General features: G+C 58.6%; 11 protein-coding genes and 1 pseudogene. 8 read left to right on the forward strand and 4 right to left on the reverse strand.

The features are described 5' to 3' along the window. Positions 1 to 513: 513 nt before the first annotated feature. The 3 genes from ACHZCU_RS17465 to ACHZCU_RS17475 form a co-directional block, all read right to left on the reverse strand. Positions 514 to 1,410, reverse strand: coding sequence for a hypothetical protein (locus ACHZCU_RS17465; RefSeq protein WP_319519867.1), 897 nt, complete (start codon positions 1,408 to 1,410; stop codon positions 514 to 516). A gap of 422 nt (positions 1,411 to 1,832) precedes the next feature. After that, a complete protein-coding gene (locus ACHZCU_RS17470; RefSeq protein WP_319519868.1) occupies positions 1,833 to 2,627 on the reverse strand; it encodes a metallophosphoesterase in 795 nt (264 codons plus the stop codon). Between the two features lie 882 nt (positions 2,628 to 3,509). Continuing rightward, positions 3,510 to 5,312: a DEAD/DEAH box helicase gene (locus ACHZCU_RS17475; RefSeq protein ID WP_319520120.1), complete on the reverse strand. Its 1,803-nt coding sequence runs from the start codon at positions 5,310 to 5,312 to the stop codon at positions 3,510 to 3,512. 338 nt (positions 5,313 to 5,650) lie between these two features. Here ACHZCU_RS17475 and ACHZCU_RS17480 point away from each other — a divergent pair, with 338 nt between their 5' ends. The 7 genes and pseudogenes from ACHZCU_RS17480 to ACHZCU_RS17510 all read left to right on the forward strand — a co-directional run. After that, entirely contained in the window at positions 5,651 to 6,703 is a 1,053-nt protein-coding gene (locus ACHZCU_RS17480) for a LysR family transcriptional regulator (protein WP_394706127.1), read from the forward strand. A gap of 170 nt (positions 6,704 to 6,873) precedes the next feature. Continuing rightward, on the forward strand, positions 6,874 to 8,916 hold the full coding sequence (locus ACHZCU_RS17485; protein WP_319519870.1) for a hydantoinase/oxoprolinase family protein: 2,043 nt from the start codon (positions 6,874 to 6,876) through the stop codon (positions 8,914 to 8,916). 2 nt (positions 8,917 to 8,918) lie between these two features. Then, on the forward strand, positions 8,919 to 10,922 hold the full coding sequence (locus ACHZCU_RS17490; protein ID WP_319519871.1) for a hydantoinase B/oxoprolinase family protein: 2,004 nt from the start codon (positions 8,919 to 8,921) through the stop codon (positions 10,920 to 10,922). A 36-nt stretch (positions 10,923 to 10,958) separates the two neighbouring features. After that, positions 10,959 to 11,969, forward strand: coding sequence for a TRAP transporter substrate-binding protein (locus tag ACHZCU_RS17495; protein WP_319519872.1), 1,011 nt, complete (start codon positions 10,959 to 10,961; stop codon positions 11,967 to 11,969). 29 nt (positions 11,970 to 11,998) lie between these two features. Beyond that, complete coding sequence (locus ACHZCU_RS17500; RefSeq protein ID WP_319519873.1) at positions 11,999 to 12,490, forward strand: TRAP transporter small permease subunit; 492 nt, start codon at positions 11,999 to 12,001, stop codon at positions 12,488 to 12,490. Beyond that, positions 12,487 to 13,767 (forward strand): TRAP transporter large permease, encoded by a 1,281-nt coding sequence (locus ACHZCU_RS17505; RefSeq protein WP_319519874.1) that lies wholly within the window; start codon positions 12,487 to 12,489, stop codon positions 13,765 to 13,767. The genes ACHZCU_RS17500 and ACHZCU_RS17505 overlap by 4 nt, the downstream gene beginning before the upstream one ends. Positions 13,768 to 13,910: 143 nt before the next feature. Beyond that, positions 13,911 to 14,150 (forward strand): annotated as a pseudogene (locus ACHZCU_RS17510) (integrase); the annotation flags it as partial. Positions 14,151 to 14,220: 70 nt separating this feature from the next. On the opposite strand, the gene ACHZCU_RS17515 reads toward ACHZCU_RS17510, so the two are convergent. After that, complete coding sequence (locus ACHZCU_RS17515; protein WP_319519875.1) at positions 14,221 to 15,546, reverse strand: MFS transporter; 1,326 nt, start codon at positions 15,544 to 15,546, stop codon at positions 14,221 to 14,223. Between ACHZCU_RS17515 and ACHZCU_RS17520 the strand changes: the two genes are divergently transcribed. Further along, the gene (locus tag ACHZCU_RS17520; RefSeq protein WP_319519876.1) at positions 15,515 to 16,264 is read left to right on the forward strand and encodes a helix-turn-helix transcriptional regulator; all 750 of its coding nucleotides are present in this window, start codon (positions 15,515 to 15,517) and stop codon (positions 16,262 to 16,264) included. The genes ACHZCU_RS17515 and ACHZCU_RS17520 overlap by 32 nt on opposite strands. Positions 16,265 to 16,301 lie beyond the last annotated feature (37 nt).

Raw genomic sequence — 16,301 nt, forward strand, 5'->3', positions numbered from 1 at the left:
GAAGCATAAGAATGCACGAAATCGCCATTTCTCGTGCACCCCCCGAGTCAAGTGATTTCTCGGAAAATGTAAGTTTTCTCTGAAAATCAAATTAAATCAGTTGCTTGTGGCTGTATCGGATCAGATCACGATGAAGATCGAGATTCTGTCATGTTGGAATTTGAATCAAAGTTCTGCTCTTACCCCGGCATTCGTGAAGAGGCGGGAGCCCAAAGCGAGCGGGGTGAAGCATCCTGAACGCCACCCAACCGCATATATGCGCCCGGAATTTTCCTGGCGCGGCATCTGGGAACGACAGCTTAGCGCCCCCAAGTCGGACGTTTGCGGTTGTGGCCTCAGTTCCCGTAAGCAGCCATTCGCTGCGGTCAGATCCAACGGCAGTACTGCGCAAGATACAGGAGTTCGCAAAGTCTCTATGAGCACCTGTTACGGTGCCCGGTCGCGCAGCGGTTATAGCATCTGGCGCATGGCATCCCGCACCGAATGCGTCAGCGTGCTGACGGCGTGCAGAATCTACCCCAAAATGATGCCGTATGCCGTGCTGGCGATCTTGTAGAATAGCCAAGACGCAAATCCACCCAGCGCAAGGCGGTGTGTCAGTGCGCGGTCCTTATTCTCGACGAGAACGTTAACGGGAAAAGCCCACTTAGCGTATGCGGTCAATGCCCGGTAAAGGATTATACAAAGGCCAACAAAGTAGATGAACAGAGGCCAGCGAAACAATTCGAAATTCGCACCGGCCGGTATTAACTGATCCATGTAAAAGGCAGAGAAGTAAAGCGACACCGGCAACGCGATAAACCATAGGCCAATATCATAGGCGAAGTTTCGGTGAATCGCGCCATACCAAGTTTTGTGCGCGGTGACCTTCTTCTCAATAGCCTTCTGAACAGCGTTGAAGAATGTAATGTCCTCCGCACGGACCATTACATTGCCTTCGTTTGGGGTGGCTTCCGATACCAATGGGTGCGGGTCAAATACCTCCGGCTTACCAAAGTCCAAGAAGACCGAAATGCGGTTCCTTGGTTCGTTGCCGTTGGCATTTCTCTTAAACGAGTTCACATTAGTAAAGAAAATGGATTTAATGGGTTTCGGAAGGTTCGGGTCGTCAAAAACACTATCGGTTTCTCCGTAAAGTTGCTGGTCCCGCAAACCGTTTACAGTGATGGTAAGGCAAAACGCGTCATCAAGCAGAAAGGACTTACGTTCCTCCCACTCTTCATCAGTCAAGTCCGCCTCACGCTGCAATGTCGAAATTACCTGTTCGCCAAATTTCCTGTTGATGGCGTCGAGGTCGCGATAAACGTCCTTAATATTCTCCAACGACAACCTACAACCGCGGATAGGTATTGTCTCTTCATACCAACCTACCGGCTTGCGGTTCGTTGTAACCAAAGCATTTTCTGTCATTGAAACGTCCGAAAGTGTATGCCTCCATCACAAATATTCCATACACATTCGATTTACCATGCCAAATGACATGATGTAGCGCGCGCAGGCGCCGCAAAGGGCAGTATTGGGTGTGACCTGCAACGATAACCATCCAACGGATGGCGGCTACGGCCGAAAGCGCAGCAGCGCGCAACGTAGGACCATGTCCGCTTTGCCGTCTGACTATCCGGAAACCCGCCAGTCAGCAGTCGGCCCCCTTTCAGCCGTTGATAAACAACATGCCCGGTGGTCCGTCGTGAGAGTACGATTGCGTTATAAGTTTTACGCAAAAGGCTTATAACGCCGTAGATAAAGGCTGCGTCAGGATAGACGAAGATATCTCACACAAGGACCGTGCTCGCGACTTCACTGAGCTTGAAAGAATTCGGCTGCCGGTATGTTCAGGCTTCAATCATGCCTCGCATCAAGAGTTCAGCTTCCTGCCCGGCCTCCACCTCCGACGGGTAACCAAGCGAAACATTGCGAACAATCGTGTCGCCTTCGACGGCTTCACGCTGTCGATGCGTATGCCCGAACAACCAGGCATCAGGATTGTGCTTCGTGATCACCGCCCGAAGATCCGAGCCGTAGATCGGATCAAATTCGCTTGGCGTATCTGACAGCAGCTCCGGATGCGGACAGTGGTGCGTGACCACCACCGTCTTGCCCGCAAACGGCTTTGTCAGCTGGTCCTCCAGCCAGCGCCGATGATCACCGTGAATGAGCACCGTGTCTGATGGCTGGATCTTGCCGTACCGAGGTGTTTTACGGATATAGCGGTAATCATTCATCCGTGTTCTGGCGAACGCCATGGCCGCAGCAGGCGCGCCATGAAGCGCGAAGTCGGTCCAGAGCGTGCAACACAGAAACCTTGTATTGCCCACCGTGACTGCGGCCTTCTGAACAAAGTGGGCTCCCGCCTGAACCGTCAATTCGGCAAGACGATCATCGCCATCAATGACGTGGTGATAATAGTCGTGGTTTCCGGGGAACACGTAAATGCGTGCCGGGTCGACATGGCGTCCAAGATACCGGAGCAATTGCGCCCATCGCACCTTCGGTTTGTCCGCCAGATCTCCTGCGATGATCAGTGCATCCAATGAGCCGAGGATTTCAGGGGACAGCGCGGCGAAAGGAACGCGCCCTTCTCCAAGCCATTGATCGAGATGCAGGTCGGCGGTGATCAGAACGGGCATGATGTTCACATTTGCAGGGCGAGAAGCGAGATGGAGCGGATAGGCAGGCAGATTATTTCAACTGCATGTCACACCGAAACCAATGGCGGTCAACGTGCCGTTAACCACGGTTCACGAAACTTGGCTTAAGCTCCCTCTGCTGCGGGCCTCAAACGACTGCTAACGATGCGAATGGCATTCTGAGTTTCGCATTGCTTCTCAGTATTGCAGCGACGTTATCGCCAGGTCGGTCGGCCAACCAGACGAAATGCGAAAACCTCAGATGGCCGCTCTTTCAGGGCTTACGCCTGACCATGCGATGAGAAATTTCGAACCCGTTTCGGATATTCGCAGGGCTGTTTCACATGCACACCGTTCGGGTCTCTTGCCGTCGCCAAAACGACGTTTCCTTTTTCACATTAATTCAATTTATTCAATTATTTATGTGGAAAAATCAGGACTTTCAAAGCGATCGATATTGGTGCTATCTCCGCCTCCTGTTTGAAGGCGGCCACACCCTGGCCCCGAATATCCGCCCTCCACATCACTGCTCCGCAATATTCGTCCCGCTTAGCACCGTCATTTTGAGTAACCATGACCCGCATATGTCCGCTCTCGGATAAGATCGATGGCGATCCTTACGACCCTATCGGGGGCGCCTTCCGGACCGTCAGAAAGGGGACCGTGAACGGACTGTCCGGACTTGGCAGTGGGTGAAGAAACAGCTGCCATAGACCACGGTCGGCCTCCATGACCGCTTCGCGCCCCCAATTCAGCCGTCGAGAGCTAGTCCGCGTACGTCAAAAAGCGGACATGACTTCATGTCTTCAGTTCGGTCGTTGGATTGGTGGTGCGCGGTTTCCGAAAGCAGCCATCTGGGCGGCGCAGGGCAAAAGTGCCCGATCAGGCGGGGCGCTTCGGTTTGCTGCTCTTGTTTTTCGACGTCTTGCGGCGATCGGCCGGCGGAACATGGTGTTTGCGGGCCGGCTTGCTGTCCTGCTTGAATTTCGGTTTCGCTTGTCTCGATTTTTCGCGTGTCTCACCGGCAGGCGCGATCTTGATGCCTTTCTCGAGACTGCCGGGTTGCTTGATCTGTTTCGCGTAACCGGCGGCCTTGTTGGCCGAAATTTCGAAACGGGTTTCAGTCTCATCGATCTTGATCTTGCCGACATCGCGCTTGGTCACGCCGCCAGCGTTGCATATCATCGGCAGCAGGAATTTAGGATCGGCGCGCTGCCTGCGCCCGAGCGAGATGGTAAACCATACGCCGTCCTGCATGTCCGCACCGCGCGGCTCGCGAACCGTCCCTTGCTTGTCTGCAGACCGGCGGGCGAGAGCGGAGGTCTTGTTCTCAAGCGCTTCGGCGGGCAACGGCAAGAGGTCTTCGGGAACAGGGCGGGCGGCCAATTGCTGACGAAGGAAAGCCGCTGCGATCCGCTCAGGCCCCACCCGGTTCAGCAATTCGGCCACGAATTCTGCCTCCGGTCCTTCGGGCGGCGTAGAAGAGGCTGCGGCATCCATGATCCGCCGGCGGTAGCGCGCCTCGATTTCGGCAATGCCGGGTGCTGCACGAACGGTCGCCGTCAGCTTGGCCAATGCGAGCACGCGCCGAACCGCGCCACGCCTGTTTTCCGGAACAATGAGCACGCATACGCCCTTTCGACCTGCGCGGCCGGTTCGGCCGGAGCGATGCAGCAGCGTCTCCGGGGTGCTCGGCAGATCAGCGTGGACGACGAGGTCAAGGTTCGGAAGGTCGATGCCGCGTGCCGCGACATCGGTCGCCACGCAGACTTGCGCGCGCCCGTCACGCATCGATTGCAGCGCATTCGACCGCTCCGACTGCGCCATTTCACCCGAAAGCGAAACCACCGCGAAACCACGATTTGCCAGCCGCGCCGTGAGATGACGAACCGCTTCACGCGTGTGGCAGAACACCAGCGCGCTTGAGCTATCGGTATCGAGCAGCGTATTGATGATGGCATGTTCGCGCTCGTCGCGACGCACCACCATCAACTGATATTCGATGTCGGCATGTTGCTCGGTGGATGCGGTCGTCTCGATGCGCACCGCGTTCTTCTGCACGGTCCTCGCCAGTTCGGCGATACCGCGCCGCACGGTCGCCGAAAACAGCAATGTGCGACGCTCCTCAGGCGCGGCGCCGAGAATGAATTCCAGGTCGTCGCGAAACCCGAGATCCAGCATCTCGTCAGCTTCGTCCAGCACAACCGCGCGAATGGCGCCGAGGTCCAGCGCGCCCCGCATGATGTGATCGCGCAGGCGGCCGGGTGTGCCGACGACGATATGGGCGCCGCGCTCGAGCGCACGGCGTTCGCTGCGCATGTCCATGCCGCCCACGCAGGTTGCGATCCTGACCTTCGCGGCCGCATAAAGCCAATCGAGCTCCCTTTGGACCTGAATGGCCAGTTCGCGTGTCGGCGCGATGACCAGACCGAGCGGCGCGGCAGCGGCGTCGAATTGCGCATCAAACCCGAGCAGCGTCGGCGCGATTGCGATGCCGAAGGCGACCGTCTTCCCCGAGCCAGTCTGCGCCGAGACCAAGAGATCGGCGTCACCGTGCTCTTTATTCGTCATCGCCGTTTGAACCGGTGTCAGCGCGCTATAGCCTTTGGCCGCGAGGGCGGAGGCAAGGGCCGAATGTATGGCGGCGATCGGGGATGTATTACTGGAATCGGCATTCGGCGTCATGGTCACCACCTTTGTCAGCCGCCGAATAACATCATGTGTGCGTTCTGGATAGCAATAGTTTGCCGGGTTCTGCGACCCTTGACACGCAGGGCTGATGCTCGGAAACCCGCAGCCCCTCCTGTTGCCGTTTAGACCGATCCGCCGACCGCGCCCATGTTGGTCGTTGGAGACACGAAATTGGCTCCCAAATACGGACGTGCCTTCGCTTGTCTGGCCGCAACCCAGTCGTGGAGACCTATGATCAGGAACAATCCGACTTTCGGGAAGCAGAGAAAAGCCCACTTTTCTTTGCTTGGGCCAAGTCACTCGATTGAGCCGGCTTCTTTTCCTCGTCAGCAATGGAAGACTGTTTTGCAGCTATCCTAAACTTTGATACGCCTCTACCTTGGAATAACCGCCCCATGACGGCTGACGAGGGATCGCAATCGAAGATGATTGATATCAAGCATTTGCGGATTTTTTTATGCGTTGCTGAAGTCAAATCTCTTAGCCGGGCGGCGGATCTCATGCGGCGTTCGCAGCCTTCGCTCAGCCAGGCGGTGCGCGAGATCGAAGCCAGCCTGCAGACGACGCTGTTTCACAGGACCGGGCGCGGAATGGAGTTGACCGCAGAAGGCGAGGCATTTGCCAGGGCGATTGCTGAGCCGCTGTCGGCGCTTGACCGTGCGATCTACCGCGCCAGCAACAACACCGAAGTGAGCGGCCGTGTTACCATCGCAGTGCCGCCGTCACTCGGCCCATGGGCGACCAAGACGTTGAGTGCGACGACAGCCAGGCAACATTCCGCCCTTCTGATCCGGATCATCGAGGGGCACCCGCTGCACATGATCGAATGGCTCCAGAAGGGCGAAGTCGATCTCGCGCTTCTCTATGGGCCAGTGCAGAAGCTTCATTTCAAGCTTACGCCCCTGTTCAGCGAACCCCTCGTTTTGATCGCCAAGCGGTCCGCTGGACTTGATCCGGCAAAACCGATCGAATTCAGGGAACTCAGCCGTCTGCCTCTCATCCTGCCAAGCCGGCCTTATGGGATCCGCACGGTTGTCGATCTTGCGGCAGAACAATCAGGAATCCGCATCGCGCTTTTCCTGGAATCCGATTCCGGGAGTTCAATGCGCTCCATTGCCTCTGAAGGTCTCGGATACGCGATCCAGCCGCAATCGGTCACAATCGCCAACGCCGAACAAATGCAGCTCAGTTGGGCACCGTTCACCAATCCCGTCCTCGAGCGTGAGGTCATCCTGGCGGAACCCTCCGATCGGGCGCCGGGGCGCGCTGTCGAAGCGGCCACATCCATGCTGGCTGCGGCTGTCTGCGAGCTGGAGAAGGACCCGGCATGGGCGATCTCGGTTACGCCGGTCTGCCGGCGTCTGTCGGCTAGCAGAAAGAACTGAAGTCCAGGTGAAGATATAAGAATTTCTTATATCTGCTATCGGTTCTCCTGTGATTGTGAAGCACAGAACCGCTCCGTAACATCGATCTCAACAGACACGACGAATGCACCCGCCTGACCGGCACATTCCCCGTGTCTGGGCTTTTTGATGTGACGCAGAGAGAATAATTCATGATCCGTATCGGCATCGACATTGGCGGCACCTTCACTGATTTCGTTGCCTGGCGCGAAGGTGAAGACGAAGTCGTCCTGTCGTTCAAGCTGCCTTCGAGCCCTCCCAATTTCGATCGTACCGTTTGTGAAGGCTTCGACCGGATCATTGACGCGATGAAGCCCGGCGCCGATGAAGCGGTCATGCTGATGCACGGCACGACCGTCAGCACCAACATGGTGATCGAACGCGCCGGTTCGCGTCTGGGCCTTCTGACGACGGAAGGCTTTCATGACATTATGGGGCTGCAGCGCCTCAGACTGAAGGACCCAACGGGCCTCTTCAATGACCGGCCGACGCCTCTGGTGCCACGCCAGTTTGTCTTTCCCGTCGCAGGCCGTATCGATGCGCATGGCCGCGAGATTGAGGAACTTGACGAGGTCGCCATTGCGGAGGCCGCGCGGCAGGCCGAAAAGGCCGGCATCGAAAGCATCGCGATCGCCTTCATCAACAGCTTCAGAAATGCCGGTCATGAGCGCCGCGCCCGCGAAATCGTTCAAAAGACGGTTCCCGGCATGGATGTCAGCCTGTCATCCGATATCTGGCCGCAGATCGGCGAATATGAGAGGGCGCTGATCGCGCTGCTCAACAGCTTCGTCAAGAAGCGGATGAGCGACTATCTGACCGCGATCGAAGACCACATGGCCTCGCGCCATGGCCGGGCGCATCTGTTCGTGACACAGTCGAACGGTGGCGCCATGTCGACGGCCGAGGCCAAGCGCGAGCCGGTTCACACGCTGTTGTCCGGCCCGGCCTCCGGTGTCGCTGCCGCCAGTTTCCTCGGTCGTCTGGCAAAGATTGATGACCTGCTGACATTTGATATGGGCGGCACCAGCACGGACATGTCGTTGATCCGCTATGGCCAGCCGACAGTCTCACGCGATGCGGAGGTCGGTGATTTCCCGCTTTCCATGCCGGTGACCGGGATCGAGGCAATCGGCGCGGGCGGCGGCTCGGTGATTGCAGTGCGCGATGGCGTTCTTTCCGTTGGTCCGCAAAGCACCCAGTCTTATCCTGGTCCCGCCTGCTACGGCCGTGGCGGCACGCGGCCGGCGCTGACGGATGCCTATCTGCTCTGCAATTATATCGATGAGAAGCATTTCCTCGGCGGCCAGATGCCCCTTGACCGGGACGCAGCTGTAAGGGCGATGCAGCCGGTGGCCGACGCACTCGACATCAGCATAGAGGCGGCGGCCGAAGCAGCGATCCGGGTCGCGACAGCCAATATGGTCGCCGCCGTCATGCCTTATCTCGCAAGGCTTGGCATGAACCCCGAAGTGCTGAGCATGGTGCTTTTCGGCGGTGCCGGCGGTGTTCACGGGCCACTCCTCGCCGCCGAAATCGGCGTTCCGCGTATCGTTGTGCCGCAGACTTCGTCCGTCTTCTGCGCCTTTGGCGGGCTCATCAGCGCGCTCACGCATGATGTGGTGGAAAATGTCCACCGTCGCTCGCTGGCAGGCGGGGCGCTGGCCACGGCGCTTGACCGTCTGGAAAGCGAGGCACGCGCCTGGCTTGCCGAACAGATCGATGCCCGGATGATCCTCGATACCGATATCGAATATGTCGCGGCCATGCGCTATGCGGGCCAATCCTTCGACATCGATGTCGTGCTCGACGCTTCCGCGCGCGCCGGCAATGTTGAGGCTGCATTTGCGCTTTTCCACGCCGAGCACAAGCGGCTCTATTCCCATTCCGATCCTGACGCTGCGGTCGAATTCATGACGCTTCGTGCCCGCATTCGCGGCAGCCTTGCCGGACCGAAGGGAACGGGGCGCAAGCGTATGTCGTCCGGCAGTACACGTCAGCTTGCCGCGCGCGATCTGCGCATTGGCGGCGAATTCCATGCCAATGCCTCTGCATTCCATCGTGATGGCATGGACGCAGATGATGCGATCCCCGGTCCGGCCATCATCGAGCAGGACGATGCAACGACGCTGGTGCCACCAGGATTTGTCGCCCGCCTCGGCGCGCAGCGCGAATTGATCATCGAAAGGCAGGACTGACCATGGATCCGATCCGCACCGCGATTATGTACAGCCGCTTTTCGGCGGTCGTCGAGGAAGCCTCGTCCACGCTGCATCGCACGGCCCATACGACCTTCGTGAAACTGGTGCAGGACTATCAGTGTGCGCTTGCAACGCCTGAAGGGGACATCTTCGCCTACCCCTCGGGTTCGGGCGTGACCACCTTTATCGGTCTCCCGCTTCATGGTGTGCTGCGCTGGCTCGATTTCGATAGCCTTGAGCCCGGGGACGTGATCCTCACCAATGATCCCTTCGCCTCTGATGGCGTGGTGACCCACCAGATGGACGTTACCATGCTGCGTCCGATCTTTCGGGAAGGCCGGCTGATCGCCTTTGCCTGGTCGTTCGTCCATGCCTCCGATATCGGCGGTGCGGTTGCCGGCAGTATTTCACCGTCCTTCACCGAATCCTACCAGGAAGGTATCCGGCTGCGACCGGTCCATCTGGTCAAGGCCGGCAAGGTCAACGAAACCATCAAGAACATCCTGTTCGACAATTCACGCGCTGCGGAAGACGTCTGGGGCGATATGAAGGCCATGCTGGCCGCTATGGCGAGCATGGACGAGCGGCTGAACGGTCTCTGTGACCGCTTCGGAACCGCTGATGTCGAGGCCGGCATGCAGGATGTCATGGCGCTTGCCGAGCGCAAGGCCCGCAACGTCATCCGCGACATACCCGACGGCAGCTATGACTTTTCCGATTTTGTCGAAGGTCTGGGACAGGGCGAGTTTTTCCAGGTTCGCGTCAACATGACTGTTGATGGCGATGCCGTGGATTTCGATTTTACCGGCACCGATCCGCAGATGCCCTCGGCCTATAATTTCATCTGTGGCGAGCGGCCTCATCCCTATATCGTTCAGGGCCTGATGAACCTCATCCTGACGCGCGCGCCGGACGCCCCGAAGAATGCCGGCCTGCTGCGCCCGATGACCATGAACGCCCCGCGCGGCAGCCTGATCAATGCGGAACCGCCGGCGGCAATGGGCTCGCGCGTGGCCTCGGGCCTGCGCGTCTATGATGCAGTCATCGGCTGTCTCAACAAGGCACTGCCGAACGGCCTGATGGCGGCTGGCGCCGGCATGGCGGGCATCGTCGTGGTCAACGCCATCGATCCCGTGACCGGCAAGGAACGCGTCACCGTGGTCAATCCGATCTGTGGCGGTGGCGGTGGACGCCAGGTCCGTGATGGCATTGACGGCATTGATGGCCGCGTTGGTGGCCTCAAATCGGTTCCTGCAGAAATCGTGGAGGCCGAGACGGTGCTGCGCGTGCGTCGCTTTGAACTGCTTCCAGACAGCCAGGCTCCCGGGAAATACCGCAGCGGAGCGGCGGTCGTGCTGGAGCTCGAAAGTACAGGCATCAGTGCTGAGATTACCGCGCGCGGCATGAACCGCTTTCACTTCCGTCCCTGGGGTGTGAAGGGCGGTGAGCCCGGAAGGCTTGCCAAAATCTCGCTGGCCCATAAAGACGGCACCTCTGAGATGATAGACCGGATCACCGTCCTGCCGCTGCAGGAGGGCGATATCCTGACCGTTGAAACACCTGCCGGCGGCAGTTACGGACCGGCTTTCGACCGCGATCCGGAACTGGTGCTCGCCGATGTCGAGCAGGGACTGGTGAGCCATGAAATGGCGAAAGAGGCTTATGGCGTGGTGATTGCCGATGGCACGATAAATACAGATGCGACCGGACGGGAGCGCAAGGGACGCCAGTCCGCAAACGGCGACGTCACGGACATCGTTTTCGGGCCGGAACGCCTGGCGTTCGATCGTCTTCGACCCGAACCGGTACGCATTCATCTGGCCAACCGGCTGCTGCAGGAAACGACCGCGACCCGAAACCAGCTCGTGCGGGCGATCCAGCCCGAACTGTCCGCGCGGACAGAACCACTCGATGTCGATGCCGCCGATGACCTTGTGGAACGCCATCTGCGGCGGATCAGAGGCGAGCGCCCCCAAGACCAGGCATCGAACCAAATCCGATAGTGAAAAGACCCAACACAAAGCGAAAAGGGGAATATCATGAAGACCAACAAGATGACGCGCGGCCTCATGGCCGCTGGCCTCACGCTCGGGCTTGCCCTGGCTTCATCCGCAGCACTCGCGGAGACCTGGCGCATGGCCGTCGACCAGAGTCTGGAGAGCCCGGAAGGCCAGGGTATCCAGCGGTTCGCCGAGCTCGTGGAAGAATATTCCGACGGCGACCTGACCATCCAGCTCTTTCCGTTTGAACAGCTCGGCAAGACTGATGCCGTGATGGAACAGCTTTCCAGCAACGTCATCCAGATCCAGTCGGCCGGCCTCGTGCGGCTGATCAAGTGGAACCCCGATATTGCCTATATGAACGCACCGTTCCTGTTCGAGGATCGTGATCATTGGGTGCGCTTCATGCATTCCGATCTCGTCAATGGCTGGTTCGATGGTATTGCCGAAGATGCCAATGTCGCCGTCCTTGGCGATCCCACGATCTTCCTGCGCGGTCCGTACCGGGTGATCGTCTCCACCAAGCCGGTGCATACGATCGATGATCTTGCCGGCCTCCGTCTTCGCATGCACCCTGACGAGCTGGCTGTCGAAGCCTGGCAATATCTCGGTGCCGATGTCCGTATCATGGCCTGGAGCGAGGTCTATCAGGGCTTGTCGCGCTCGATGATCGATGCCGTCAACAGCCCGATTTCGCTGGTTGAGAGCACGCGTTTCCAGGAAGTCGCCAAGAATGTTGCCGAGCACGACGAATACTGGCAAAGCGTCGGCTTCATGATGAATACGGACGCCTATGACGCGCTCAGCGAAAAGGATCAGGAAGCGCTGCAGAAGGCCTATGTCGAAGCCTCGGCCTACGGCACGGAACTCGTTGAGAATTCCGTCGATGCCTCCATCGAACGCATGCAGGGCGAAGGCGTGACCTTCAGCAAGATGGAAACAGGCCCGCTTGTCGAAAAGATGCAGCAATTCTACGACGAGAAGGATCAGGCCGGCGCGTTGCCGGAAGGCTTCCTCGCGGCCGTTGAAGCAAGCAGGTCCGCTCAGTAAAGAAAGCGACATGCGGGAAGGGACCGACAATGTTGAAGCGCCTCGGACATCTGTTCGACGTTCTTGCTGAACGTTTTCAGCAGGCCGCGACAGTCATCCTCATCGTGATCTTGGCGCTGAATGCCGCCAACATCCTCTACAGGCTCACGATGGGAACTGATATCGGCCCGGTTCTGCCGTGGACGATGCTGTTGTTCGTCTGGATGGTGTTTGTCGGTTTCTTCCCTCTTTGCCACATGGGCAGCGACGTAGCCGTCGAGTTCCTGACCAACCGCATGGGACCTGCCGGTCAGAAGGTCATCGCCCTTTCGACCGACCTTCTGACCTTTCTCCTGACGGGCTTCCTGCTGTTTCAGGCACCACGGGTCATCGCCTCGCAGGTCGGCGCACTGCCGATGGTCGGTCTGGAGCGTTACTGGTTGTCCGTGCCTTTGTTCATCTCCTGCGCTGCGCTGATGCTCGATTCGATCATCCAGTTAGCGACACGGCTTGCCGGTCAGGAAGCGGAGCAGCAGGCATGACCGGCGTTATTCTCTTCGGCGGCTTCATCGCGCTCATGGTCCTTGGGATACCGGTTATCAGGGCACTCGCCTGTTCGGCGATCGCCGCATTTCTCTATGCCGGTTTCGCCAGCACATCCTTTCTCGTACCGCAGCAGATACTGGAAGGCGTTGACGCGTCCACGCTTCTGGCAATCCCGTTCTTCATCATGGCCGGTAATCTGATGAATGCGGCCGGTGTTTCGGACCGGATATTTGCCTTCGCATCAGCTTTGGTCGGTCGTTTCCGAGGCGGTCTGGCGCATGTCAATGTCCTGGCTTCACTGATCTTTTCGGGCGCTTCCGGCTCCGCGCTTGCCGATATTGCCGGCCTCGGCACGATCGAAATCAAGGCCATGCGGCAGCGCGGATATAACGCCGACTTTGCCGCCGCGCTTACCATCGCCAGCTCGATGCTTGGCCCGCTGATCCCACCGTCGATCGGACTGATCGTCTACGCCTACCTTTCAGAAACATCCGTAGCACGCCTGTTTCTGGCGACGCTGCTTCCCGGCCTGCTGCTTGCGGCACTGATGATGGCAAACGTTGCATGGCTTGCGAAGCGCCAGGAAATGCCTCGCGAAGAGCCCACGTCGCTGCCGGAAATTGGAAAGACCGCCATCCATGGCATCGGGGCACTGGTTTCGCCCGCCATCATTCTCGGTGCCATCTTCACAGGCGTAACGACTGCGACCGAAGCCGGCGTTCTGGCATGTCTGTGGACGCTGTTGCTCGGCTTTTTCTATCGTAGCCTGAGCTGGCATGACATCTGGAAAGCGGCCCGATCAACCGTAACGACGACGACCTTCATCATGATCATTGTCGGCTTTTCCGCTCTGGTCGGATGGCTGGTCGCAATTCAGGCGCTTCCGCAAGCACTTGCAGACTTCACCATCGCCAACACCGACAGCAAGCCTGTGTTCATCGCCATCCTCGCGCTGTCCTTGCTGGTGATCGGCTGCTTCATCGAGAGCGTGCCTGCCAAGATCATTCTGGTGCCGATGCTGCTTCCGGTGCTCGACCAGTTCGGCGTCGACCGGATCCAGTTTGGCGTGCTCCTGACACTCGCGCTTTCAATCGGCATTGCCACTCCGCCCATGGGCGTCGGACTGTTCATTGCATCGAAAATCGCAGATCGTCCGATAGAGAACATCGCCCGGGCCATTCTGCCCTTGATGCTGCCGCTTCTGTTTCTTCTCGCTCTGATCGCCTACTGGCCACCGTTAACCCTTTGGCTTCCCGGAATCGCCATGGACTAGCGATATCTCACTCACCTGGCAGACTGAGGAGGCCCTTTTCGTCGTACAATCAGAAGCAAGCGGACCGACCGCTCCCGGCCCCGTTGGGTTTATCATGTTCGCCTATCCTCCTGGCGGCCAATGGTGGCCAAAGGAGTATAAACATGGGAATAGCACAGTATGATCCTGCCGCTTGCGGCAGGCCTGCATGGAACGCCGGACGAATGGCCGGTGTAAAGAAACCCCTGAAGCAGCGCCAGATCTGGGCGATCCGCTTCTTTCTCGATCGCGAAGGGTGAATGCGTGATCGCGCCCTGTTTGATCTCGCCATAGACAGCAAGCTTCGAGGCTGTGATCTCGTCAAGATCAAGATCGGTACGCTGGTTTCGAGGCCGTTGATCCGGATTGGCGAACGCGGAAAAGCCGATATTAATTGGAGCACGCTTGTTCCTACGGCCAGGAAAACTACTGACGTTACCTCGCTTCCGGTTTGGAATTGCGGAGTAGAACTGTCAGGACACCGGCCAGCGGCAGCCAGGCAGACCAGACGAAGATGGTGTGGACGCTGGTGGCGTCTGCCAGCCAGCCGAATACGGCAGAGGCGAGGCCGCCGATGCCGAAAGCCGTGCCGTAGAACAGGCCGGAGATCATGCCTATACGTGCCGGCACCAGACTTTGGGCGTGAACAATGATCGCGGGAAAGGCCGAGGCAATGACCGCAGCCGCCGTGATTGCCGCCGCTATCGCCCCGACCTGCCCCAAATAGGGAAAAGCCAGTGCGAAGGGCGCTGCCCCCCAAAACGAAAAGGCTATGACGCGCGCCGTACCGAGCCGATCGCTGAAGGCGCCACCTATAAGGCCTCCCCCCGCAACCGCCGCATGAAAGCCAAAAAGGACGATAAGCCCTTTCGAAGCGGGAAAGCCGAGTGTCGCCTCCAGATAGAAAACCAGGAAGCTACTAAAGCAGGCGATATAGATGTATTTCGCGCAGACGAGAACAAACAGGAGCGTGAGTTGGCCTGCCGGTCGCGCAGCGGGTGATGTTTGCCGACCAACCGGGTCGCCGGACGGTCGCGTCGCTGCATGAGTTATCTGATCCGGCTCCGCTGCAGTGATCCGCACAGTCAGAAATACGCCGATCAAGGCAACGAGCAGGAACCATGTGATCGAGCCCTGACCATAGGGTAGTACGATCGCCGCTGTCAGCAATGGTCCCGCCATGGTGCCGAGACTGCCACCGAGCTGGAACAGTGATTGGCCCCAGCCAACTTTTTCGCGTGCCCATTTGCGGGCCAGGCGCGCCGCTTCGGGATGAAAAACCGCAGACCCGAGGCCGAGAAACAGGCTGGAAATCAGGAGATGCGCGTAACTCCCGGCCAACCCGAGCATGAGGATGCCAACGCCGCTCAGCGCCATACCGAAAGCCAGGCTCCATCGCTGCGCACGACGATCCGTCAGTGCGCCGACGGTCGGTTGCAGCACCGAAGCCGTGACCTGATAAGTCAGGCTGAGCATGCCGATCTGCAGAAAGTCGAGGGAAAGCTCCGTGCGCAATAGCGGATAGCTTGCGATCAGCAAGGCCTGCATCAGATCGTTCAGAAAGTGAGAGGCGGCGATGCCGGAAAGCCGGAACCGGCCTTCATCATGCCCCCGGGCGGAGACCGTGGTTTGACTGGACATTGGAAACTCCCGTTGGTTCCCAGCATTCTTGCCCGCGCCTGTTCCGCAATGATATCTATGATGAGCCAAAAAACATCGCGAGTGAGCCATGACCGAAGACATTACTGGACCAGAGGACATTATTGCCCTCGGACGGCGATATGCCGATGGCAGCCATCTGGAAGAGCATCGTCATGAACGCTCGCAACTCCTCTATGGACTGACCGGAACCGCGATCGTGACCACACAGTCTGGCCTGTGGATGATGCCGCCCGATGCTGCACTCTGGATCCCGGCTGAGACACCGCACGAAGTCAGGATGGTTGGCGAAGTGAATATGCGCAGTCTTTACCTCAAGCCGACGCTATTGCCTCAGATGCCACGACATTGCGTTGTCCTTGAGGTGGGGACGCTTCTCAGGGCCCTGCTTGATGCGCTTGCGGATACCACCGGGACTGAGGAGAGCAAGCGAAGACTGATGTCTGAACTGGTATTGCTGGAAATCGCAAGCCAGCCAGTCGTTCCGCTGACGCTTCCATTGCCGCCCGTCGGCCCGTTGAGGAACCACTGCCTGGCTTTCAGCGCCGCGCCGAATGTCCACGCAAAACTGGACGACTGGTGTGCCGCCCTGAATATGAGCAGGCGTAACTTCACCCGGGTATTTCGTGCAGGCTCCGGCCTGAGCTTCGTCGAATGGCGCAGCAGAGCCTGTGTGCTGGCTGCCATTTCGCGGCTGTCCGCAGGTGATCAGGTGACCCGCATTGCATTCGACCTCGGCTACGACAGTTCCGCCTCATTCGCTGCAATGTTTCGCCGTGCAACAGGCAGTGTCCCATCCCGCTTCAGGCAAAAGCAATAGGGAGCAGAGTCTCCCGCGTAAGCCTGATCGAAGTAAG

Source organism: uncultured Martelella sp. (assembly GCF_963677965.2).
GTDB lineage: Bacteria > Pseudomonadota > Alphaproteobacteria > Rhizobiales > Rhizobiaceae > Martelella > Martelella mangrovi.